The 23,346-nt window shown below is 41.2% G+C and carries 18 protein-coding genes, 1 other RNA gene, 1 pseudogene and 1 riboswitch; of the genes and pseudogenes, 10 read left to right on the top strand and 10 right to left on the bottom strand.

From position 1 onward, the window contains the following. Window positions 1–96 precede the first annotated feature (96 nt). A riboswitch (cobalamin riboswitch) is annotated at window positions 97–312 on the bottom strand. Between the two features lie 99 nt (window positions 313–411). The 5 genes from ESV85_RS19425 to ESV85_RS19445 all read left to right on the top strand — a co-directional run bounded on the left by ESV85_RS19425 (window position 412) and on the right by ESV85_RS19445 (window position 5,974). After that, the gene (locus ESV85_RS19425; RefSeq protein ID WP_223276051.1) at window positions 412–1,572 is read left to right on the top strand and encodes an ABC transporter substrate-binding protein; all 1,161 of its coding nucleotides are present in this window, start codon (window positions 412–414) and stop codon (window positions 1,570–1,572) included. Then, the gene (locus ESV85_RS19430) at window positions 1,559–2,590 is read left to right on the top strand and encodes an iron ABC transporter permease (protein WP_146920582.1); all 1,032 of its coding nucleotides are present in this window, start codon (window positions 1,559–1,561) and stop codon (window positions 2,588–2,590) included. Before ESV85_RS19425 ends, ESV85_RS19430 begins: the two co-directional genes overlap by 14 nt. Before the next feature lie 3 nt (window positions 2,591–2,593). After that, a complete protein-coding gene (locus ESV85_RS19435; RefSeq protein ID WP_146920583.1) occupies window positions 2,594–3,565 on the top strand; it encodes an ABC transporter ATP-binding protein in 972 nt (323 codons plus the stop codon). Between the two features lie 232 nt (window positions 3,566–3,797). Next, window positions 3,798–5,282, top strand: coding sequence for a DUF5687 family protein (locus ESV85_RS19440; RefSeq protein WP_146920585.1), 1,485 nt, complete (start codon window positions 3,798–3,800; stop codon window positions 5,280–5,282). Beyond that, entirely contained in the window at window positions 5,279–5,974 is a 696-nt protein-coding gene (locus ESV85_RS19445) for an ABC transporter ATP-binding protein (RefSeq protein ID WP_146920587.1), read from the top strand. Before ESV85_RS19440 ends, ESV85_RS19445 begins: the two co-directional genes overlap by 4 nt. 15 nt (window positions 5,975–5,989) lie before the next feature. Here ESV85_RS19445 and ESV85_RS19450 read toward each other — a convergent pair whose 3' ends face one another. After that, entirely contained in the window at window positions 5,990–6,391 is a 402-nt protein-coding gene (locus ESV85_RS19450) for a hypothetical protein (RefSeq protein ID WP_146920589.1), read from the bottom strand. Between the two features lie 96 nt (window positions 6,392–6,487). Here ESV85_RS19450 and ESV85_RS22585 point away from each other — a divergent pair. Together ESV85_RS22585 and ESV85_RS19455 are read left to right on the top strand one after the other, a co-directional pair. Beyond that, a pseudogene (locus ESV85_RS22585) lies at window positions 6,488–6,679 on the top strand (DUF5687 family protein); the annotation flags it as partial. A gap of 14 nt (window positions 6,680–6,693) precedes the next feature. Then, window positions 6,694–7,389: an ABC transporter ATP-binding protein gene (locus ESV85_RS19455; protein WP_146920591.1), complete on the top strand. Its 696-nt coding sequence runs from the start codon at window positions 6,694–6,696 to the stop codon at window positions 7,387–7,389. 582 nt (window positions 7,390–7,971) lie between these two features. Here the strand turns inward: ESV85_RS19455 and ESV85_RS19460 are convergent. From ESV85_RS19460 to ssrA, 5 genes are all read right to left on the bottom strand, one after another. Beyond that, window positions 7,972–9,411 carry a TolC family protein gene (locus tag ESV85_RS19460; RefSeq protein ID WP_146920615.1) on the bottom strand — a complete coding sequence of 480 codons (1,440 nt, stop codon included), beginning with the start codon at window positions 9,409–9,411 and terminating at the stop codon, window positions 7,972–7,974. Next, window positions 9,404–12,571, bottom strand: a complete 3,168-nt coding sequence (locus ESV85_RS19465; protein WP_146920592.1) for an efflux RND transporter permease subunit — start codon at window positions 12,569–12,571, stop codon at window positions 9,404–9,406. Before ESV85_RS19465 ends, ESV85_RS19460 begins: the two co-directional genes overlap by 8 nt. A 30-nt stretch (window positions 12,572–12,601) precedes the next feature. Then, window positions 12,602–13,690, bottom strand: a complete 1,089-nt coding sequence (locus ESV85_RS19470; RefSeq protein ID WP_146920594.1) for an efflux RND transporter periplasmic adaptor subunit — start codon at window positions 13,688–13,690, stop codon at window positions 12,602–12,604. A 157-nt stretch (window positions 13,691–13,847) separates the two neighbouring features. Next, window positions 13,848–14,258: a hypothetical protein gene (locus tag ESV85_RS19475; protein WP_146920596.1), complete on the bottom strand. Its 411-nt coding sequence runs from the start codon at window positions 14,256–14,258 to the stop codon at window positions 13,848–13,850. A 185-nt stretch (window positions 14,259–14,443) separates the two neighbouring features. Further along, window positions 14,444–14,846: a transfer-messenger RNA gene (ssrA, locus tag ESV85_RS19480) on the bottom strand. A 183-nt stretch (window positions 14,847–15,029) separates the two neighbouring features. Here ssrA and ESV85_RS19485 point away from each other — a divergent pair. Next, window positions 15,030–16,175: a DNA polymerase III subunit gamma/tau gene (locus ESV85_RS19485; protein WP_146920598.1), complete on the top strand. Its 1,146-nt coding sequence runs from the start codon at window positions 15,030–15,032 to the stop codon at window positions 16,173–16,175. A gap of 74 nt (window positions 16,176–16,249) precedes the next feature. Continuing rightward, window positions 16,250–16,750, top strand: a complete 501-nt coding sequence (locus ESV85_RS19490) for a hypothetical protein (RefSeq protein WP_146920600.1) — start codon at window positions 16,250–16,252, stop codon at window positions 16,748–16,750. On the opposite strand, the gene ESV85_RS19495 is transcribed toward ESV85_RS19490, so the two are convergent. The 4 genes from ESV85_RS19495 to ESV85_RS19510 all read right to left on the bottom strand — a co-directional run bounded on the left by ESV85_RS19495 (window position 16,747) and on the right by ESV85_RS19510 (window position 21,300). Continuing rightward, the gene (locus ESV85_RS19495; protein ID WP_146920602.1) at window positions 16,747–17,739 is read right to left on the bottom strand and encodes a DUF3078 domain-containing protein; all 993 of its coding nucleotides are present in this window, start codon (window positions 17,737–17,739) and stop codon (window positions 16,747–16,749) included. The two genes, ESV85_RS19490 and ESV85_RS19495, sit on opposite strands and share 4 nt — an antisense overlap. Before the next feature lie 24 nt (window positions 17,740–17,763). Continuing rightward, a complete protein-coding gene (locus ESV85_RS19500; RefSeq protein WP_146920604.1) occupies window positions 17,764–19,356 on the bottom strand; it encodes a lytic transglycosylase domain-containing protein in 1,593 nt (530 codons plus the stop codon). 67 nt (window positions 19,357–19,423) lie between these two features. Continuing rightward, complete coding sequence (locus ESV85_RS19505; RefSeq protein ID WP_146920605.1) at window positions 19,424–20,068, bottom strand: O-methyltransferase; 645 nt, start codon at window positions 20,066–20,068, stop codon at window positions 19,424–19,426. Between the two features lie 2 nt (window positions 20,069–20,070). After that, entirely contained in the window at window positions 20,071–21,300 is a 1,230-nt protein-coding gene (locus ESV85_RS19510) for a M16 family metallopeptidase (protein WP_146920607.1), read from the bottom strand. Between the two features lie 211 nt (window positions 21,301–21,511). Here ESV85_RS19510 and ESV85_RS19515 point away from each other — a divergent pair, with 211 nt between their 5' ends. Then, window positions 21,512–22,804, top strand: coding sequence for an aminopeptidase P family protein (locus tag ESV85_RS19515; RefSeq protein WP_146920609.1), 1,293 nt, complete (start codon window positions 21,512–21,514; stop codon window positions 22,802–22,804). The last annotated feature ends 542 nt before the right edge of the window (window positions 22,805–23,346 follow it).

Consider the following 23,346-nt stretch of genomic DNA (forward strand, 5'->3'; position numbering starts at 1 on the left):
TATAAATTCGATTCGGGCTTGAAGAGAAATAGGAAGAAGGGATCGAAGCCGATTTATCGGCTCTGGTACATTCTTCGTAGCCTTTCCTCCGAAAGCACAGAATCAACAGAAATGGGCAGGTCTCCTGGCTCACCTTAATTTGCCGCCTTCTCACTCCGAATTCGTTTCGGAACAATGGCATTTTTGACAAATTATTTGCGGAAAAATCCGCTCGGCTTACAGTTGCGGGGACAGCTTTGGTTTTACACCAAATTCCCTTTTAATCCCAAGAGCTCTGGTACGAGATTGGGAACCTATTTCGGCTGCAAAAGTAGATCGGGAAAGTTTAGAAAAAAAATCTGTTTACAGACAAATTTTGGAAGTGGCGAAAACCCGCGCTTATTTTGGTATTCCATATCAGCAAGAAATTTTGTGAAAAACCTACGATTCAATCTCTTAATTACTTCCTTTTTTTTGATAGTAAGCTGTTCATTTTCAAGATGTAGTGAAAGAAAAATTGATGACACGCAGGAACTGGAAAAAATAGGCTTAAGCTATGCTTCGGGATATACTATTTCTCGGGGAAATGATTTTTGGGAGTTGGAAGTTACTCAGGCTTGGTTAGGAGCAGATAGAGTTTTCAAATATTTAGTACTGGAAGAAAATGCCGAAAAACCAGCAGGAAATTTCGATGCAATTATTCAGCTTCCAGTAGAGAAAATCATCATGACTTCGACCACGCATATCCCCCATTTGGATATGCTAAATGCCAATGAAAAGTTAATTGGTTTCCCAAATCTGAATTTGATTTCTTCGGACAAAACCTGGAAGCAAATTGATGCTGAAAAGGTGGAGGATTTGGGAGCAGGGCCTTCGGCAAATACAGAAATGGTCATTGATTTGGCGCCTGATTGGATCATGATTTCTACGCTGGGAGATGATCTGAAGTACTTGGATTTGCTGGCGCAAGCTGAAATTCCTGCAGTAATCAACGGGGAATATGTGGAGCAGCATCCGCTCGGAAGAGCTGAATGGATCAAGTTTACGGGCGTGCTTTTAGGGAAATACGAGGAAGCTAACCTTGCTTTTGAGCAGGTGGAAAAAGACTATTTGGAAGCGGAGAAATTGAGTGATGCAATCATTGACTCTCTTCGGCCAACGGTGCTAAGCGGAGTGCTTTATCAGGATATTTGGTATGCGCCAGGAAGTGAAAGCTGGGGTGCGAAAATCCTTCAAAATGCTGGAGGAAACTATATTTTCTCAGATCAGAAAGGAACTGGAAGCACGCAGTTGAATTATGAATTCGTACTTGAAAATGCACTACAAGCCGATTTTTGGATAGGTTCGGCTGATTTTCCAGACTTACAAACCATGGGTAATGCTGAGCCTAGATATAAGACTTTCAAAGCTTTCAAGTCAGGGAATGTATTCTCTTATACCCAGAAGCGAGGTAGAGCAGGAGGATTGGAATACTTTGAGTTGGGCTATATGCGGCCGGATTTGATCCTAAAAGATCTGATCAAAATCCTCCATCCGAACTTACTTCCAGGATATGAGTTGTATTTTTATCAACAACTCGATGAAAACAACTAAGCCAATCCTTCTCCTTTTAGCTGCGCTGATTCTACTGGTTTTGAGCTTTCTGGTCAACGTCAGCTTAGGATCCGTGTCTATTTCCCCAAGCGAGATCCTGTCTGGGATCTTCACCGGTGATTGGACAAAAGCTTCACGAGAGCAGATTATTTTGAATTATAGATTTCCAAAAGCTCTTGTTGCGATTTTGGCAGGAATTGGACTTAGCATTAGCGGACTTCAGATGCAAACTTTTTTCAGAAATCCCCTCGCTGGGCCTTTCGTGCTAGGAATTAGTTCGGGTGCTGGGTTAGGAGTTGCAATCTTGATGTTAGCTGGTTCAGCGTTTGGTTTGGCTACTTTTGGAGGAGCTATCAATCCCTGGGCGATTGCTATCGCCGGAACGTTGGGCGCAAGTTTAGTCTTACTTACAGTAAGTTTAGCTGCATGGAAAGTCAAGGATAGCATGACACTTTTGATCGTAGGATTGATGTTTGGCTCGGCCGTGTCGGCGATTATTTCTGTTCTTTCTTATTTCTCTGGAGCGGAAGCATTGAAACTTTTTACCATTTGGTCAATGGGCAGTTTGGGCGGCTTGGTTTGGGATCAGGTGTGGGTGCTGGGGCTGGTGATTTCTATTGGGATTATTCCCGTGATTGCCTCCGTGAAATCTTATAATGGGATGCTTTTGGGAGAAAGCTATGCGAAAAGTATGGGGATCAATCCTGATCGCTTGCGTTGGTTGATGATTCTCAGTACAGGATTATTGGCAGGGAGTATCACTGCTTTTTGTGGGCCGATTGCATTTATTGGGATTGCCGTACCACATTTGGCTAGGATGGTCTGGAAAACTTCGGATCATCGAATCCTCTTTCCCGCAACGGCTCTGATAGGAGCGAGTTTGTTACTCTTGTGCGATGCAGTTGGTCAGCTTCCTGGTTCCGCTCAGACATTGCCGATCAATGCAGTGACTTCACTCGTTGGAGCTCCTATAGTGATCAGTTTGGTGCTGCGCAAAAACTTCAGCAAAGAATTCTAGGCTATGAAAGAAGCATCAATAACCGGTACAAATTTGACCTTGGGCTACGCCAAAGGCAAAGTTCAGAAGGGGATTCTGAGCGGATTGAACTTTGAGCTTTTTGAAGGTGAAATGTGCTGTTTGCTTGGGCCAAATGGTGTTGGTAAATCAACATTAGTAAAGGCTATTTTGGGACAGTTGAAACCCTTTGAAGGAGATGTTTTGCTGAGAGGAAAGCCTATTTCAACTTACTCTAATGAAATGCTGGCCAAAGAACTTTCGGTTGTGTTGACTGAGCCATTTTTACCAGGAAATATGACTGTTGGACAACTGGTAGCGATGGGGAGAATACCACACACAAGTTGGACAGGAAAGTTGGAAGGCAGTGACCTAGAAATAGTTAATAATGCGCTAGAGGCTACGAAAACAGCGTATTTGCGTGATGAGAGACTTTCCGAAATTAGTGATGGACAGCGACAAAAAGCATTGATCGCCAGAGCGCTGGCTCAGGATGGGAAGGTGATGGTATTAGATGAACCGACTGCACATTTGGACCTTGTGAATCGCTATGAAATCATGCATTTGCTTCGGGAAATCTCAAAAAGTCAGGGGAAGTCAATTCTTGTGGTGACTCATGATTTAGAGATTGCTTTGGAAACTGCCGACAGATTTTGGTTGCTGAATTGTGGAACGCCACTGATTTCAGGTTTGCCTGAAGATTTGGTGATTTCTGGTCGAATCAATCAATTATTGCCGGGTGAGAGTTTTCGATTTAGTATAGAAAAGGGGAGGATTGAATCTAAAATTGAAAGTTTAAAATTTGACATTTCAGGGCCAAGTGAATATATTTCTTGGGTCTCAAAAGCTCTTGAAAAAGCTGGGATTAAAGAATTGCCAGAACCGATTGAAGTTAGCAAAGATCCATTTGCTTTGAGATATAAAGGGTTGATATATAAAAGTGTTGAAGAATTTGTAAAGCAATGTGTAACTGAATAGAGGTTTTTTACCACATAGAAAAAATAGCACACATAGTTTTTACATTAGATTAGCTTGGTCGCATTGTATGTTCCTAAAGGGGGCTGTAGCATTTTAGTAGAGTATTTAATCTTGCCTCCGTTAAATATGAGGAGCTCTGTTTCTTCATGTTTCTCAAGCCCAATTTCAATAAATACTCTAAGATTCCCTATATTTTGAGTTGAAATTAGACCCTACTTACTTTTGAGATTGTATGTTATTTGAATTGATCCGATTGGAATTTCTGAAAAGTTTCCGATCCACGGCCTTTGCAAAAAGCGTGATGGTTGCCATTTTCCTTGGTTTTTTGGCCATTATGCTTTTGGGGTATTTATTGATTGCGGGCTTATTTCTGACCAGAATTATAGAGCAACTTGCTGAAGGACAAGATCCTATTCAAGTACTGAATTCAGGTTTGATTTTCTTCTTTCTAGTCGAATTTATGTATCGGTATTTTCTCCAGAAGCTTCCAGTAATTGAGTTGGAAAGTCTATTGCATCTGCCTATTTCAAAGAGGAAGATTATGCATATGCTACTGGGAAGGTCCTTTTTCTCTCCTTTAAGCATCATCGCTTTAATTCTTTTCACTCCGTTTGCATTCTCTGAGATCTCCACTCAATATGGAGTGTCCGGTGCAATTTTCTGGTTAGGAACTATCCTGTTTATCAGCTGGACTTTGCATTGGTTTATGCTGTGGTTCAAGCAGCGCTTTGAGGATAGCCTGATCGGAGTAGTTATTGTGCTCATTGTTCTCCTTTTGGGTTTGGGATCTGCCTATATGGGTTGGTTTAATTTGGGTGAACTAGTCGCTCCATTCTTCAATTTTGCTATGACAAGCTTTATTCCACTGGCAATCATGTTTGTCCTGTGTAGTGCCGGCTATTATATGGCATTTTCCTACTACCTAAATAACGCCTATCTGGAAGATTTGGCTGAGGAAGAAGAGGTTCGATTTGTTAATCAATCGGTAGGATTCTTTTCCAAGTTTGGAATGGCAGGGGAGTTGGCAAATTTGGAGTGGAAGCTGATTATTCGCCACAAAAAAAGTAGAACCTTCTTAATGCTTAGTGCTTTGTTCTTGCTGTATGGAACCATTTTCTATGATAATCCAGCTTATCAGGAGGGGCCGATGCGGAACATCTTTATTTTCGTTGGGATCTTTATTACTGGGATATTTATGATTCAGTACGGTCAGCTTTTCTTAAGCTGGAACTCTGGATATTTTGACTTTTTCTTGGGTCGAAAAGACGGAGTAAAAAATTTGGTAAGGGGTAAATATCTCTTGCTGTTATCCATCTCTTTACTCTGCTTTTTGTTATCAATTCCCTATGTCTATTTCGGTTGGTCATTCCTACTGATTCACCTTGCTACCTTCCTGTTTAATGCTGGAATAATGATCCATTTGATCATTTACTTGGCACTTTGGAAGCCAAAGCCAATGGATTTGAATAAGGGGGCAATGTTCAACTACGAAGGTGTAGGAGCTGCGCAGTTTCTCATGATTATCCCGATGATGGTGGCTCCCTACGTGGTTTACTTGCCATTTGCTATGTTCTTCAATTTCTATGCAGGATTAGCAGCCTTAGGCATAGTTGGCGTTGTAGGGATTATATTCTTTAATAAGCTGTCTACTATTAATATTAATCGGGTTTTAAAAAACCGATACGAAATTTCATCTTCATTCCGTCAAGAGTTATGATTCAAGTTACTAACCTGAAAAAACAATATAAAGAAGCAGTTGTCCTAGATGTGGAGCGTCTTGAAATCCCAAAGTCTGAGTGCTTTGGATTGGTGGGGAATAATGGTGCTGGAAAAACGACCTTGTTTCGAATTATGCTCGACCTTGTTCGTGCTACTCATGGAAAGGTGGAAATCGATTCTAGGGATGTAAGTAAATCGGAAGATTGGAAGAGAACCACAGGCGCTTACTTGGATGAGCACATGCTATTGTCGTACCTGACTGCTGATGAGTATTTCCAGACGCTGCGCAAAATCTATGGTCTATCGGAAGCTGATTTGCATCTGCATCTTGGAAAGTTTACTGAGTTTTTTAACGATGAGATTGTTGGCAAAAAGAAATACATCCGCGATCTGTCAAAAGGTAATTTGAAGAAGGTGGGTATCGCAGCAGCGCTTATGGGAGATCCTGAGGTAGTGTTTTTGGATGAGCCGTTTGAGAATTTGGATCCCAGTTCTCAGATACGGTTAAAGAAATTGATCCTTCAAGTAAAAGAAGCGTCTCAAGTTACTTTTTTGATTTCCAGTCATGACCTTACACACGTGACAGAGATCTGTGATCGAATAGTGCTTTTAGAGAAAGGAAAGATTATCAATGATCTGAGGGATAAATCGGCGATGCTCGCTGAGTTGGATGCTTATTTTACAGGATAAACGGATTTGGAATAGTCACCGTAGGAAAAAAGTCACATCGTCACAGACCCTTATTGTCTTGGATAAGATGCAACCTTTAAAAATGTATTCTCCTGGCTGACTCCCTTTGAATTTCTGAAGAGATGAGATCCTTCCTGCCTTTCCGGTTACCTCCTCTGTAAACACCACTTGACCATTGACTTCCCAAATCATATCCCATTTGTTGGTGGGAGGGAGGCCTCTGACCACAAGCAAAAGTCCAACACTGTCTTGGAAACTTTGATTAGGCCCTCCAATCACGCTTACCTCTTCCACAGTATAATCAGACGGTTCTGGCGGAATAATATTGCAACCTAATAGAACTAAAAAAAGAAGAGGTAGCATTTTCACCATGATATGACTCGAATTAAGCTTGTTTGCACGTAAAATGATGAACATGGAGGAAGGTGAATTTGTTAACCAAAGAAATAAGAATTATGGTAAAAACAAAAAAAACTCTCCGTTGATTTAGAGAGGTCTTTTTGTGGAGCAGCTCAGTTTCTTATGATTATACCTATGATGGTCGCACCATATCTGATTTATTTACCATGTGCGATGCTGTTTAATTTCTATGCTGGATTGGCAGCGATAGGCACAGTAGGTGTTATAGGAATTATTTTCTTTAATAAGCTTTCAACTATTAATATTAATCGCGTTTTAAAAAACCGATATGAAATTTCATCTTAATTCCGTCAAGAATTATGATTCAAGTAACTGATTTAAAAAAGCAATATAAAGAAGCTGTCGTCCTAGATATGGCGAGACTAGACATACCGAAATCAGAGTGCTTTGGATTGGTGGGGAATAATGGTGCTGGAAAAACAACCTTGTTTAGGATTATGCTTGACCTTGTTCGGGCTACCGAAGGAAAGGTGGAAATCGATTCTAGGGATGTAAGTAAATCGGAAGATTGGAAGAGAACCACAGGAGCTTATCTGGATGAGCACATGCTATTGTCGTACCTGACTGCTGATGAGTATTTCCAGACGCTGCGCAAAATCTATGGGCTATCGGAAGCTGATTTGCATCTGCATCTTGGAAAGTTTACTGAGTTTTTTAACGATGAGATTGTTGGTAAAAAGAAATACATCCGTGATCTGTCCAAAGGTAATCTCAAGAAAGTGGGAATTGCCGCTGCATTGATGGGCAATCAGGAAGTTGTTTTCTTGGATGAGCCGTTTGAGAATTTGGATCCTAGTTCTCAGATCCGTTTGAAGAAATTGATCCTTCAAGAAAAAGAAACCTCTCAGGTTACCTTTTTGATTTCCAGTCATGACCTGAATCATGTCACGGAGATTTGTGATCGCATCGTACTACTTGAGAAAGGCAAGATCATCAATGACCTGAGAGATAGATCGGCGATGCTCGCTGAGCTGGATGCTTATTTCACGGGTTGAGTTATCGAGCTGAAAATCTTTTTATTTGTTGGAATAAGGTTAAAATATAATGGGCCTCGACATTTCTCGGCCACCGGGTTTGTGTGGTTTAGAAGGACGGGGATAGTTTTTATAGCCAGTCTGATTTTGGCAGACTTCTGTCGGATGGTCTATCGAGCGCAGTCGAGATGCCATCTTAATTAAATTGTGCCCTCAATGTAATCCTTGGCTAGTGAGCCTGTCTAACGCCAAGTGGTCCTGCTGATCTACTGTGCTCCTCAGTTTAAAAAACCTGTTCATTTTTAGCTCGTCAAGTGAACATATACTAAGAAAAGCTACTATTTCTGGACAGGGTTTGAGTACATGTCCATTTTTATTAAAAAATTGGACATGTACTAGTTGTGCACCTATTTTCTGGACATATAATAGCAACATGTCCATTTTAATAAATAATATGAACATGTTATTTGTGTCTTGTTCGTTAATGAAGAGCTTGTCAGGATTTTGGGAGATTAAAAAAGTCCCTCCAAACGCTTGGAGGGACTTTCGACAATGCTATCCATGCCATTACATGGATAGACGTTCAACCTTTAATCAACCAAATTATTTCCAACCGCCACCAAGGGCTTGGTAAATATTGACCTTGGCATTCATTTGTTTCATCCTAGTTTCGATCAAGTCGAATCTAGATTCCAGTGCATCTCTTTGAGTCAATAGAACTTCCATGTAATCTGCTCTTGCAGAATTGAAAAGCTCATTAGAAATGTCAACTGATTGAGTAAGAGCTTGTACTTCCTGAGACTTCAAGTCATAGGTTTTTTCCAAGTTGCTGATATTTGAAAGCTGATTTGCAACCTCTATATAAGCATTCAAGATGGTTTGCTCATAGTTGTAAATTGCCTGAATCTGCTTCGCGTTAGCCATCAAGTACCTCGCTTTTATCGCATTTCTATTGATTAGAGGAGCAATTAGCTCACCTGTCAGTGAATAGATGAGCGACTCAGGAGAAGTGAAGATGTAGCTTGGGTTAAAAGCATTGAAACCAAGACCTGCTTTGATCTCCAAAGAAGGGTAGAAGTCAGCTTTGGCTACATTGATGTCAATCTTAGAAGCCGCTAACTCTAGTTCAGCTTGTCTGATATCAGGTCTGTTTGCCAATAGTTGAGAAGGGATACCTGCTTGGATTGTTTCTGGAATTAGATCTCCAAATGCATTTGCGTCCCTCTCCACCTTCTGTGGGAATCTACCTACTAGGAAGTTGATTCTGTTCTCGATTTCTATGATATTCTGCTGTATGCCAAATTGAAGGCTCTTAGTATTGAGTACCTGTGCTTCAAATCTGCGTACTGCCAATTCGGTCACCCGTGCAGCTTGCTTTTGATATTTCACTATCTCGTAAGCATTGTTTTGAATCTCAATGTTTTGCTTAACGATAGCAAGTTGATTATCGAGGGCCAGCAACTCATAATAGGAGTTGGCAATCTCTGAAATCAGATTGGTCACCATGAAGTTTTTGCCTTCCACACTGGCCAAATATCTGGTCATCGCAGACTTTTTAGCATTTCGCAGTTTGTGCCAAATATCCACTTCCCAAGTAGCGTAGGCTCCCAGCATGTAATCTTGCAGTGGGTCAGGCATTTCTTTGCCTGGTTTGATGTCAGTATTTGCATCATTCGCACCCTGACTTGTATATCTACCCACTTTGTCTACGCCGGCTGCAGCACCCAGACCAACAGAAGGTAGAATCTCGCCTTTGCGGACTCTTATTTCATTTTGGGCAATCTGAATTTCCTGCAATGTAATATTCAACTCCTGATTATTGCTCAAGGCAGTGTCAATCAGAGCTTTCAGGTATGGGTCGGAAAAATAATCCTTCCATACTACGTCTGCCGCTGTATTTGTAGAATCCTGAGAGCTATTCTGATAGCTCTCAGGTACTGCGTCATTTACGTTTTTTTGTATTAGCTCGGGAGTTTTGCAACCAGACACTGCTAGTGTGATAGCCGTTGCTCCTAAGCATATATATATGATTCTCTTAAGCATGGGAGTGGTGTTTTTGTTCGGATAATGGAGTTTCATCTTCATTTTTAATCAAGTGACGGCCATCAGCCATACTACCGAATATGTAGTACAAGCCTGGGACAATAATCACCCCGAAAATGGTTCCGAATAGCATGCCTCCAAGTGCTGATGCACCAATGGTGTGATTACCAATAGCTCCAGCGCCTGATGCTACAATCAAAGGAATCAAACCTGCAATAAATGCAAAAGATGTCATTAGGATTGGGCGGAAACGTACTCTTGCACCTTCGATAGCTGCCTCTAGAATACTTAACCCTTCCTGACGTTTCTGCACTGCAAATTCTACAATCAGCACGGCGTTTTTACCCAACAGACCGACGAGCATGATGAGACCAATCTGAGCATAAATATCATTGTCCAGTCCCATCAACTTCAGTAAGAAGAAAGATCCGAATACCCCTGCTGGAAGCGAGAATACTACGGCGAGCGGAATGATAAAGCTTTCATATTGCGCAGCGAGTACAAAGTACACGAACACCAATACTATGAGGAATACATAAAGAGCTTCATTACCTCTATTTGATTCATCGTATGATAAGCCTTCCCACGCAATGTCATAGCCCTTAGGTAATGTTTGCGCGGATACCTCTCTAATCGCCTGAATCGCATCAGCTGTAGTGAATCCAGGGCCAGGAAGACCACGGATAGATGCTGAATTGTACATGTTGAAACGAGTAACCTCATTTGGTCCCTGAGTTTTCTTCATAGTCATGAAAGCTGAGTAAGGAACCATTTCTCCAGCCTCGTTTTTCACAAATAGATTCAAGACATCTGAAGGGAGTCTTCTGAATGCAGGATCTGACTGCACATATACTTTGAAGAATCGACCAAATCGAATGAAACCTTGCTCATAAGTACTTCCGATTAGAATGTTAAGGCTCTCCATTGCTGTTCCTATAGAAACACCTTTCTGCATCGCCTTGTCGTTGTCAATCTCCAGCTCGTACTGAGGATAATTGGCGGCGAAGAAGGTGAAAAGGCCTGATAATTCTTTACGTGCACCAAGATCATCCATGAATTTCTTGTTGATCTTATCAAACTCCTGGTAATCAGTAGTTGTAGTCTTGTCCAGTAACCTCAAGGAGAAACCTCCTGATGAACCAAAACCTGGAATTGCTGGCGGTTCGAAGAATTCGACAACAGCTCCAAGTCCTTTTGATTCTTCTTCCAGTTCTTCCATGATCTCTTTCACCGTATGCTTACGATCGCCCCATGGCTTAAGGTTGATCAAACAAGTACCGGCATTAGAACCACGACCTTCGGTCATAATCTCATAACCTGCTAGAGAGGAAACAGACTCTACTCCGTCGATCTCTTCACATATTTTCTGAAGCTTCTGAGAAACCTGGTTAGTTCGCTCTAGCGTAGAACCCGGAGGTGTTTGGATAATGGCGTAGATTGTTCCCTGATCTTCACTTGGGATAAATCCAGCTGGTAGAATTTGATTTTCAAATACAATACCTGCTCCGAAAAGCAATAGAATAGCCCATGTGAGCCATTTTCTGCTAACCATTGATCGAAGTAAGCCTACATATTTTCCTGTAAGCTTGTCAAACCCTCTATTGAAGCCATCTAGCGCCTTCGTCAGGATGTTTTTCTTCTTCTCTTTTCCATGGTTATTTTTCAATAACATGGCACAAAGTACCGGAGTCAGAGTCAGGGCAATAATTGCTGAAATCACAATCGAACTTGCCATAGTAATAGAGAACTGACGGTAGAATGTCCCTACCGGTCCACTCATAAATGAGATCGGTAAGAATACTGATACCATTACTGCAGTGATCGCGATGATCGCACCGGAGATTTCACCAAGTACTCTTTTTACTGCTTGGTACGGTGTCAAGTGAGGCATTTCCTCCATCTTGGCGTGTACAGCTTCCACTACCACAATCGCATCATCGACCACAATACCAATAGCTAGTACCAGTGCAAATAGCGTAATGATGTTGATGGAGAGGCCAAACATCTGAAGGACGAAGAATGCTCCAATTAGAGATACCGGAACTGCTATAATTGGGATCAAAGTTGATCGCCAATCCCCTAAGAAGATAAACACAACTAAGGCTACGAGGATAAATGCATCCCGTAGCGTATGGATCACCTGCTCGGTAGACGCATCCAAGAATCGGGAAACATCATAACTGATATTGTAATCCATTCCCGGAGGGAAAGAAGCTTTCATTATTTCCAGCTCCGCTTTTACTTCGGCAATTACGTCACTTGCATTACTACCATAGTTTTGCTTCAATACAATTGCAGCAGATGGCTTACCGTCCAGATTGGAGTAAATATCAAAGAATTCACTACCCAATTCAGTCTTAGCAATATCCTTTAAGTGAACACTTTCACCTTCAGAATTTGCACGGATAATTATGTTGTCGTATTCCTCAGCCTTACTGAATCGTCCTTTATAGGTCAATACATATTCTAGAGATTGAGCTTCAATACCAGAGCTTTGGCCTATTCTACCTGGTCGGCCTACAATACTCTGTTCTTTCATGGCTTCCATCACCTCATCTACAGAGATGTTGTATGCACGCATACGATCAGGATTTAACCAAACACGCATTGCGTAAGTACGGCTACCTAATATTTGAGATCTCGCGACACCTTTGATCCGGTTGATTTCAGGGATCATATTCACGTTAGCGTAATTATACAGGAATTTTTCATCCATGTTTTCGCTCGTTGAATACAGGTTGACATACATCAACATACTAGGCTGTATAGGTGTAATAACTACACCTTCACGCTGTACAAGCTCTGGGAGGAGTGGCATCACCTGATCCACCCTGGTCTTGACACGAATTACTGCCTGATTGGGATCCGTGCCGGGTTCGAAGATGATGTTAATCGTGGCTTCACCCGCACTGGTAGCATCCGTTGCCATGTATCTCATATCCTGCACACCATTGATGGCGTTTTCCAACGTAATCAAAGTGGACTTCACAAGTACATCTGCACTTGATCCAGGATAGGCTATGAAAATACTTACTGTAGTAGGGGCAATCGGAGGGAACTGAGATATAGGCAGCTGGTTAATAGATAACGAGCCTATAAATACTATAATGATCGAAATGACAATCGCTAGGACTGGTCTTTTTATGAATGTGCTAAACATTATTGCTTCTGGTTTTTATGAGAGAATGGACTACTCTGCATATAAGTCTAACTGAGACAATGCTGTGTGAGGCTGGACGAATTCATAATGAATCTCCTCATTCTCTCTTACCAGACGTAGACCTTCAAGAAGGATTTTGTCGGTCTCCTTTATACCTTCTGAAATCACAAAAATGTGTGGAATCTCTGCTACGATGGTGACTTCTCTTGAGCGAATTTTATTTTCTTCATCCACTACGTAGACGTACTTTTTATCAAGCACTTCAAACGTTGCTTTTTGAGGGATCAATAAGGCATTCTTAAGCGGGATTCTCATTTCAATGTTACCCGTTTCACCATGTCTTAATAGACCATCTGGGTTTGGGAAAGTAGCTCTAAAGGCGATGTTACCAGTTTCATTATTGAAATCAGCTACGATGGTTTCTACAACTCCCTGGTAAGCGAAATACTTATTGTTTGCCATTAGAAGATGGACAATGACATCGTCATTGCTCGCCACTTTAGCTTTGTATTCTAGATATTCTGCTTCAGGAACATTGTAGTAAACCCACATTTTGCTGTTATCTGAAAATTCAGACAGTAAATCCCCTTCATCCAGTAAACTTCCTTCTCTTACGTGGAACCGACCGATAATCCCGTCAAATGGAGCTCGGATCTCAGTAAACTGTAAGTGAACTTCGGCTAATGCCAGTTCAGCAGTTGCTTTAGCCAATTTGGCTTTAGCCATTGCTAGCTCGTTAGGAGCCACAATATTTCTATCTGCAAGTGTTTTTGTGTTTTGATATTCGATCGTAGCAAAATCTACTTCTGCTTTGGCACTTTGTTGTTCTGCTTCGTAAAGCTTAGGCATGATTTTGAACATTAGCTGGCCTTTTTTCACAAGTTGGCCTTCATCTACATAGATCTTTTGCAGATAACCTCTTTCCTGTGCACGCAGCTCAATGTGCTGGATGGAATGTATTTGAGAGACATAATCTTTGGTGATTAATGTGTCCATTGTCAAAGGGCTAGTGACCAGAAATGTGGTTTCACTTTCCTTATGCTCTTCTCCGTGTGAGTTACAACTTGCGATCCACAAAGTGCCGCACAGGCTCAAGAGCATGAAAATTCGATTTTTCATAGGTTGATTTTTAAAAACAAGAATTTTTCCAGGTGATTTTGGGTGTTTGTGTATAGCAAATACACGGAGCCCTAATAGCTTGACGCTAATGGTTTTAGGGCTATAAAATAAATAAGCGGAGGTTAGACAAAAGAAAGATTTGCCTCAAAAAAGGGTATTATATTCTAAACACTTGTATTACTACGTGCAATCGAAGTGTTCTAGTATTAGGTACAAACTTGCTGAAATGCAAGTCTTCTGGTAAGTCTTGAAATAAAAATCCAAAAATGCGAGTGAAATACAGCGCACTTAAGTAATGATAATCTAAAAAATGACTGCTTGTAACAAAGTCATCGTCTTCCTCTTCAATCTTGGAGTTATTGACGGTAAAGATATCACTGCCATGTTCCTTGGCTGCAGAATAAGATAAGGGATGCTGGCGCGTATTGTTGACTCCAACAGTAGTCTCAAATGAAGCCCCATAGCTATCAATAGCATTGTCACTATCAATGCTGGCATAGATTGCGCTATACCCACTTGATATGAGAATACTTAGAGATAAAAGGAACCTGACTAAATACGTTGCCATTTGGGCACAAATTTATATAAGACTTCTATGATAGTCAAGCGCTTTTGGTTAAATATTCTCAATGATAGGGCTGTTTTATTGAAAATAATTCAATATGACCATTCAGAGCTGAAATTTGAAGGGTAGTGAAGTAGTAAAAATAAAGCCCTATGAAATATTATTCTATAGGGCTTTATTAACTAAAGTTGTGGAGCTGGCGAGATTCGAACTCGCGTCCAGATAAGGAAACAACGTACCGTCTACATGCTTAGTCACCTGTTAGGTTTTCGATCGAAATATGCTGGGTGACACACCTAGTTCCGACTTAGCTATTTGTCTTAGACCTGCTTAATAGCATCACAAGCCGCATTCCAATCAAGTCGACATCCCGGGATCCACCCCGAAAGGACGGGGGGCGGAGGGATGTGGCTGGGGAATTGCTCTCGCAACTCAACCCTTTAAGCTTTCTTTCCTGTTAAGGTAAGATTAGGCAGCCATAGCGTAAGATTCTTCGCCATTTATAGTGCGTATGAATTTTTTAAGGCCATACATACTCCAGCCTGCATGCGAGCCCGATCTTTACACTTACTGTCAAAACCGGTCAGCCCCATTTGAATTAGGAAGACAAAAGTAATAGAATTTTGGTTCCGTTGAAGAATAGTTTTCTGCTTTGGAGGAAACGGGTAAAAATTTGAATTCTCATAGGTTTGTAAATCAAAGAATTAGAGAAAATTGTCTGAAATAGCCATTTTTAGGGCTTCCTGAGTATAGAGTTTTTTATATCTTGCGGTGATGGAAAATTTCGTCGTTTCGGCAAGAAAATACAGACCGGCAGATTTCAAAAGCGTAGTAGGGCAGCAGCATATTACCACCACGCTTCAGAATGCCATAAAAAACAACCATTTAGCTCAGGCTTTTTTGTTTTGCGGTCCACGTGGGGTGGGTAAGACTACCTGTGCCCGTATTCTTGCGAAGACAATCAACTGTGAGGATCTTCAGGCTGATTTCGAGGCTTGCGGTAAATGTGAATCCTGCGTCTCTTTCCAAAATAACAGTTCTTTCAATATCTATGAACTCGATGCTGCTTCGAACAACTCCGTAGACGATATCCGTAATCTAGTCGATCAAGTACGCTATGCTCCGCAAAAAGGGCAGTACAAAGTTTATATTATTGATGAGGTTCACATGCTTTCCAATCAGGCCTTCAATGCTTTTTTGAAGACTTTGGAAGAACCTCCCAAGTATGCCATTTTTATTTTGGCGACTACAGAAAAGCATAAAATCATTCCTACTATTCTTTCTCGCTGTCAGATTTTTGATTTCAATAGAATTCAGATCAAAGATATTTCGACACATCTACAGTACATCGCGGAGAAAGAAACAGTGGATTATGAAGAGGAAGCGCTAAGATTGATCGCTACCAAAGCAGATGGTGCGCTGCGGGATGCCTTATCGATGTTTGATTTGATTGTGACCTATTCTGCAGGAAAAAAAGTCACCTATCATGAGACCATTGGGAATCTTCATATCCTTGATTACGATTATTATTTCAAAGTAGTAGATGCCTTAGTTTCTGAGAACCTTTCACAAGTCTTATTGATTTTTGATGAGATCCTGAAGAAAGGATTCGATGGACACAATTTCATCGTAGGTCTTTGCGAGCATTTTAGAGATTTATTAGTTGCTAAAGATCCTGCAACTGTAGAGTTGATAGAAGTGTCCGAAACAGCGAAGGAGCGCTATTTACAACAGACGGAAGCTGCTTCTGCTTCATTTTTGCTTTCTGCTTTGAACATCGCAAATAAATGCGATATCCACTACAAAACGTCTAAGAATCAGCGTTTGCATGTGGAATTGGCATTGATGAAAATGGCTAAGCTTCCACAGGCATTTCGTCTATCTATGATGGCTGCTGAGGATGCAAAAAAAAAAGCCTGACACAGTCAGTTCCTGAGCCCACTAAAGAATCAATTCCTCTTCCTACTTCTTCCGGTGCTGCCAAGCCTAGTTCTTTGCAGAAGACTATTTCTATTCCCAAAAATCTAGGGCATACCAAGCAATTGGCTGATCAAAAGGCTAAAGATGAATTGCAGAATGCCAAAAGTAAGGTAAGTGAGGAAGTAGTCGAAGTGAAAGTAGAGGGGAGAGATCTCACTCAACAGATAGTAGATGAGGTTTTTACTCAAGTGATAGAGCACTTTCAAAAGCTTGGTAAAAGCATGGAAGTGGCAATTATTGGGCAGTCCATTAAAATGAAAAATGGCATTGTCATGCTAGAAGTAATGGGCCATGTGCAGGAAGAACTTGCGCTAAAGATGAAGCCTGAATTAATCAGAATTATCCGGGAAATCGGCAATGTTAATCATTTTAAGATTGAACTGGAGCTTAAGGAGGAATTAGAGTCAGAACGCAATAAGCTCTATACTAGCACTGATAAATTCAATTTTTTAAAGGAGAAGCATGCTGCGTTGGGGGAATTCCAGCGGAGATTTGGCTTGGAGACCGATTTCTAAAAATCCAAGGATATCCCAAAGTTGACGAGATTCTGTAGCTGTACGGCTTGCCTGGATGTGCCGTCATCTTGTTTGATAAATACATTCTCATCATAGATCATAACAGTCTCAATCCGTGTGGATATGAATTTGTTTACTTTCATTCTGATCACAGAATTGAAGTTGACTACCATGTTTCCAAATACCTCATAATTTGAGAACAAGTTGATATCAGACTTCCACGTGATATTGTTCATCAGTTGAATGTCTGTCACCGAGGCAGCGAGCGAGACTCCAGCCTCGGCACGTACATTTTCTCCAGGTGTTACACCGAATGCACCAACTCTGCTTAGAGAATCGTCCAGCACTATAGTGAATCTACCCGTGAAAGGGGATAGGATTACCGAAATCTTACTTTTGTCTTTATAGGTTTTTCGGTAGTTCAGACCCGTCGAAGACTGTACATAACCTGGAGAGAGCAAGTTTGAAATCCGCGTTCGAACTTCCACGTCACTTCCTGATGGTCTTGAATATTTGTAACCAGCCAGGAGCTGAGCTCTGGCGTCCAATTGAGTAGACAAGTAGAAGAATTCCGAGAGTTCTCGCCCGTAATTACTTACAAAATGGAAATTATCGTTAGTCTTTCGAGTTTTGTAGTCTCTGTTGTCTTGACGGTTGAATCCCATGCTGAAAGTCAACTGGGTATCCCAAACTTTTTTCTCTTTCTTGTAATTGGCAAAAAGCGTCAGACCTGAAGTCAATGCAAATGTACTGGACCCACCAGCAGCCCAATTGGACAAAGTGACTTGTTGAATGTTAAGATTGTAGTTTCCACCTGTTTTCCAAAAGATCTCTTTGACAGGCTCATTAATAATAAGTGAGTCTCCAAGCATCAATAGCGTGTCGCCATTAATCAGTACAGTGTCGGGAATATACTGCCTATCCTGAGCCTGAAGAGAGTGGCTAAAGCATAGTAGGAATAATCCGTAAATCAGGAGATACTTTGACATTTAAAAAGCTTAGGGGATTACAGATCAGGGACGAAAGATAACCAATTTCTGCCCAATGGATATGATGTTTTGAGTTCCGATATTGTTCCAATCCTTCAATTGATTGACACTCACGCCGTATCTTTTACTAATATTGAAGAGCGTATCTCCCGTAGATACTGTGTGCGTAAGCCTAGTAGGAGATGATACAGAAGTATTGTTTTGGGTAGCAGTAGATGTAGGCTGCTGACTAACTGTTGGGCTAGGAGTCGGAGTGACCACTGCCTGTCTAGCTGGTGCTGGCGCAGTAAGAGCAACTCTTGGAATTTCCTCACCACGCTTTCTATGCTCTTGAAGGTTCAGTACCATTCCAGCTTTCAGTTCGTTGTCTTTTCTGATTCTGTTTTTGGACTTCAAGGAGGATAGCTTCATGCCGTATTTTTGAGATATACTCCAAAGCGTCTCACCCGGTCTTACGATGTGTGTTGCGACTTCAGCACTGGCATTCTTTTTCTCTGTATAGTAATATTCGCCTGCTTCTATTCGCTCTCCTTTATCCAAATCATTTAGCCTTCTGAGTTTATTTTCTTTCACGCCAACTCGGTCAGAGAAGGTGCTTTGCGTGGTTGTTTGAGCCGCTTGAACTCCATCTAGGTTGTTCACAGTGATTTGATCTGCCTGTGAAGCTTTTGTAGTATTTCCGCCAATTCTTGGGAATGAATTCGCTTGCTTGTAGACAGGAGAGTTACTTGCTGTTGTTGTGGTAGTGTTGGTTGTTTTTGGTTGCGATTCTGTGATGATGGCTGGCTGAATTGGAAGCGAACCGTCTTTTACATACACCACGGTATAGGCTCTATCCCCAGGAATTTTACCGTTTTTTGTCCAAAGGTTGTATTCTTCTAAATGCTTCTCTGTTACACCGTATTTTTTTGCCAATGCAGCAAGTGTAGTTGGTCCCTGCACACGCTCTTCCATCATATACTGCCCATTGCTAGTCAGCATAGTTGTCTGGCTTCCAAATGCTACTTTATGCGCTAAAAATTTCTTGAAATACCAATGCGTATTTCTATCTACATCTACGACTTGTTTTCCATTGTATTGGGTGCCGAAATAGGCTTTAGCTCCGCCTAAACCCATCTGGTAAGACACTAAGGCGCACATCCAATTGTCAAAAGTGTTATTGTGCTTTTTCAAATAGAGTGCAGCACCTTTAGTAGAAGAGACGATGTTTTTTCGCTCATCGATTTGGTTGTCTACACGTAGAAAAACTTCATCCGCTGTACCCTGCTTGAACTGCCAAAACCCCACAGCATTGGAAGTGGAAACAGCATCTCCTATCAAACCACTTTCTTGGATTACCAGATATTTGAGATCTGTAGGAACTCCAGAGTTCTTCAGTTCTCTCTCAATAATCGGCATGTATAGATTGACGCGATCTTGCTTTACTTTGAAATAGCTAGGATTACGATATTGGGCATCCACATCAAGTTGGATTTCCCGGCGAGCTTGAGGATTGATTCTTACTACTATATCTGCAAACTCCAATTCTGCAGGAACCTGCGGGATTTGCGCCAATAAATTTTGGCTTAAAAAAAGTGTTAAGATGAAAAGGAGGTAAGTGATACTGTTGGTTTTCATTCGAAAAAGGCTTTCATCGTTCGTTGCAGCCTCATTTTAGCAAAAATGATTCCCCTTTTCTTTTCTCTTAGATTTTTCTTGCCATCATCACGCCATCACGTATGGGAAGAAGGGCATTTTCTACCCTTGGATCGTTTTGAATCATGGAGTTAAAGTCCAAAATAGCTTGCGTGTCCTTGTCGATTTTTTTTCCTTCTTCTACCAGAATTTTACCCGACCAAAGCACATTATCTGCTAGAATAATCCCTCCAGGATTCATTTTGTCTATCACCAGTTCGTAATACTTCGCATAGTTGCTTTTGTCTGCATCTATAAAGACCATATCGAATGGACCAGATAGCGTAGGGATGATTTCCAATGCATTGCCAAGTCTGTAATCTATTTGATCTGCGAGTCCACTTTCTTCGAAAAACCCTCTTACCATCGTTTCCAGCTCGTCATTGATGTCCAGCGTGATTAATTTTCCGCCTTTGTCCAAGCCTCTTGCCATGCAAATCCCAGAGTATCCAGTATAGGTACCGATTTCCAAAATTGTTTTTGGGTTTTGCATTTTGGTAAAAAGCTCCAGCATTTTTCCCTGCAAATGTCCAGAGATCATGCGTGGCATCATGACTTTTGCCTGAGTTTCACGGGTGATTTTTTTGAGCAAATTATCCTCTTCGCTGCTGTGTTCTTCGCAATAAGTTAAAAGTGCAGGGTCTATGAATTCCATGGTTATTGGGGCTTATATGTCAAGAACGTAAGCATGTCTGGATTGAACATTTCCTGTGCTATTTCCTGAAGTTCTTCTGCAGTAGTATTTCTAATCTGATTAAATATATTTTCCAAGGGATCTACTTTTCCGTGGTCAAGGAGGCTTTTTCCATATACCAGCATGAGGGCAGAGTAATTCTCCTCAGCCATCGCCATCTGACCTATTGCCTGCTCTTTTGCCATGTGTAGCTGCACAGTTCCAAGTTTTTTACTAACCATTTTACTCATTTCTTTGAGCACGAGTGATTGAGCCTTTTGCAGGGTTTTTCCTTCCGTACCAAAGTAAATCCCAAAGAATCCAATATCCGAAAAAGGATGGTAGTTTGACTCAATACTGTATACATAGCCATGTTTTTCGCGAAGCATGAGATTCAGTCTGCTGTTCATGCTAGGGCCTCCTAAGATGTTGTTTAGAAGGAAAAGTTTGAAGCGGTTTGGGTCGTAAAGTGAGAACGCTGGTCGGCCAATTGCACAAAGTGACTGGCTTACATCCCGTTCCTGGATTTTTACCTTTGGAGTGTAATTACTGAAATCACTCCTCACATACAGACTTCTTTTGCTCTGAATTTGAGATAAAGGACCTTCTATTCCTCGGAGTACTTTCTGGAAGGAAATGTTTCCAACCACAGAAAATATCAATCTGGAGGTGTCTAAGCGGGTAGAGATAAAGTCGAAGAAATCCTGTTGAGTAAAGCTTCCAACTGTCTGTTCGGTTCCCAGGATATTCCTGCCCAAAGCATGATTTTCAAAGACCAACTCATCCAGCTCATCCTGAATAGCATCATCAGGAGAATCACGGTACATGGCCATCTCTTCTAGGATGACTTGGCGCTCCTTTTCAATCTGTTTTTCCGGGAAAGTACTGTTAAATGTAATGTCAAAGAGTAGTTCAGCGGCTTTGTTATAATGTTCTTTTAAAGTAGACGCGTAGAAGCATACTTTCTCTTTGGTAGTGTAGGCATTTAGTTCTCCGCCCAGCGATTCCAAGCGATTAAGTATATGGAAGGTTTTGCGCTTTTTGGTGCCTTTGAAGGCCATATGTTCCCAAAAATGAGCTAAACCTTCTTGCTCTTTGGTCTCATCTCTACTTCCTATGTCTAATATAAATCCGCAGTGAACTAGTCTGGTATGGGTAACTTCCTGATGGACTATCCGAATGCCGTTACTAAGTTCTTTGATGTTTAATTCCATGCTTTAATTTACCCTTTCGGTAATATACAAAGTAAAGCAGGAAATTAGTTCCAGATGAATTTCTAACCATATTTTCGCAGTAGAATTAGTAACTTTCCATTTCAGAAGCGGAAAAAACTCATGAAATCGAGCCTGACTTACGACGTCCTTCCCGTGGTGAGTAAAGTAATAGCGAGATTCCATATGACCATTGAAAAACAATTATAAACAGATGAAATATCAACCTCTTTCTAGTTCACTTTACATCAAGAATCGTGAGAAATTTTGCTACAAGCTCACAGAAAGTAGCGTAGCGATTTTCAATTCTAATGACATCATGCCAACTAATGCTGACGGGACTATGCGCTTTCGGCAGAATAATGATTTATTCTATCTCACCGGAATAGATCAGGAAGAGACCATTTTATTGTTGGCTCCGGATTGTCCTAATCCTCATATGCGTGAAGTGCTTTTCCTTCGTGAAACCAATGAGCACATAGCTATTTGGGAAGGACATAAGTACACCAAGGAAGAAGCGGAAGCTACTTCTGGGATTAAAAACATACAGTGGCTAGCCAATTTTGATCAGGTCTTCAATACCGTAATGGCACTTTGCTGCAATATCTACCTTAATACCAATGAGCATTTGCGTGCTGGAGTAGTGGTAGAGACTCAGGATGCCCGATTCATCAAGGAGTGTAAAGGGAAATTCCCTCTTCATACTTATCATCGCGCTGCTCCTATCATGCATGAGTTGAGAGGAGTGAAAGAAAAGGAAGAGATCGAACAGCTTCAGATTGCTTGTGATATTACTGAGAAAGGTTTTAGAAGAATCTTGTCCTTCGTCAAGCCTGGAGTGACGGAATATGAAATCGAGGCAGAATACCTACATGAGTTTGTTAGGAATCGAAGCAAAGGTTTCGCCTACGAGCCTATTATTGCTTCTGGAGCGTCTGCTTGTGTGCTTCATTACATTGAAAATCACAAAGAGTGTCTAGCTGGCGAAATGCTACTCATGGATGTGGGAGCTGAATATGGTAATTACAATGCGGATATGACACGTACTATTCCAGTGAGCGGAAGATTTACGGAGAGACAGCGTGCGGTGTATGATGCTGTGTTACGCGTACAGAAGGAAGCTTCGCAAATATTGAGAATTGGCACTAACATTCAGGATTACCACAAAGAAGTTGGGCTGATTATGCAAAGTGAATTAGTGGGCTTAGGCTTAATTGATCAGACCGATATAAAAAACCAAGACCCTGCTTGGCCAGCGTACAAAAAGTATTTCATGCATGGCACTTCTCATCATTTGGGACTGGATGTGCATGACGTAGGAACTATGCACGGGCCGATCATGCCAGGCATGGTGTTTACGGTAGAACCTGGAATCTATATTCAGGAAGAAGGACTTGGAATTAGACTTGAGAATAACATAGTGATTCAAGAAGGCAAGGGTTATTTTGATCTGATGCGCAACATCCCAGTAGAAGCTGAGGAGATTGAGGAATTAATGAATAGCTAATTGGATAAATGATTATTCAAGTTTTGCTACTGAGATGGTTGAGGTTCATATTTGGCGATTCCCCTTTTTTTAAAGGGGGCTAGGGGGATTTTCCAGTTTGAGACCATTTAATCTCAATACTCGTATTTCTGTTGATAATCATACGAATACATAAACACTGTAAGAGATATAGTCTACACAAAAGGGAAAGTCAACGACTTTCCCTTTTGTGCTTTCTTGCCAGTGTTAAGCACGTTAATTTTTTCAGTGAAAGATGCAATGGAGCAGAAGAAAAGTGGGGCAAATATCTGATAATACCGAGTTGTCCCGCTGGGAGAATTTTGTTTGACTTTTGCCTAGGGATTGGCAGTGCTCGTTCCGTAGGAACGTCTCGTCTGTAGCAGAAAAATGGGTGATATGTTTATTCGTCCTGTAGGGCATTGGCGTTAACTTAAGAATAGATTGTTCTGAGATCCTCCTGATAATTTGATCTTTTTTTTCTTTTTTCATAGGAACAATACTTAGCCATTGTGGTGCTTATTACACCCAGTTTATTTGGATCA

Origin of the sequence: Algoriphagus aquimarinus, assembly GCF_007997215.1 — a bacterium.
In the GTDB taxonomy this organism is placed as follows: domain Bacteria; phylum Bacteroidota; class Bacteroidia; order Cytophagales; family Cyclobacteriaceae; genus Algoriphagus; species Algoriphagus aquimarinus_A.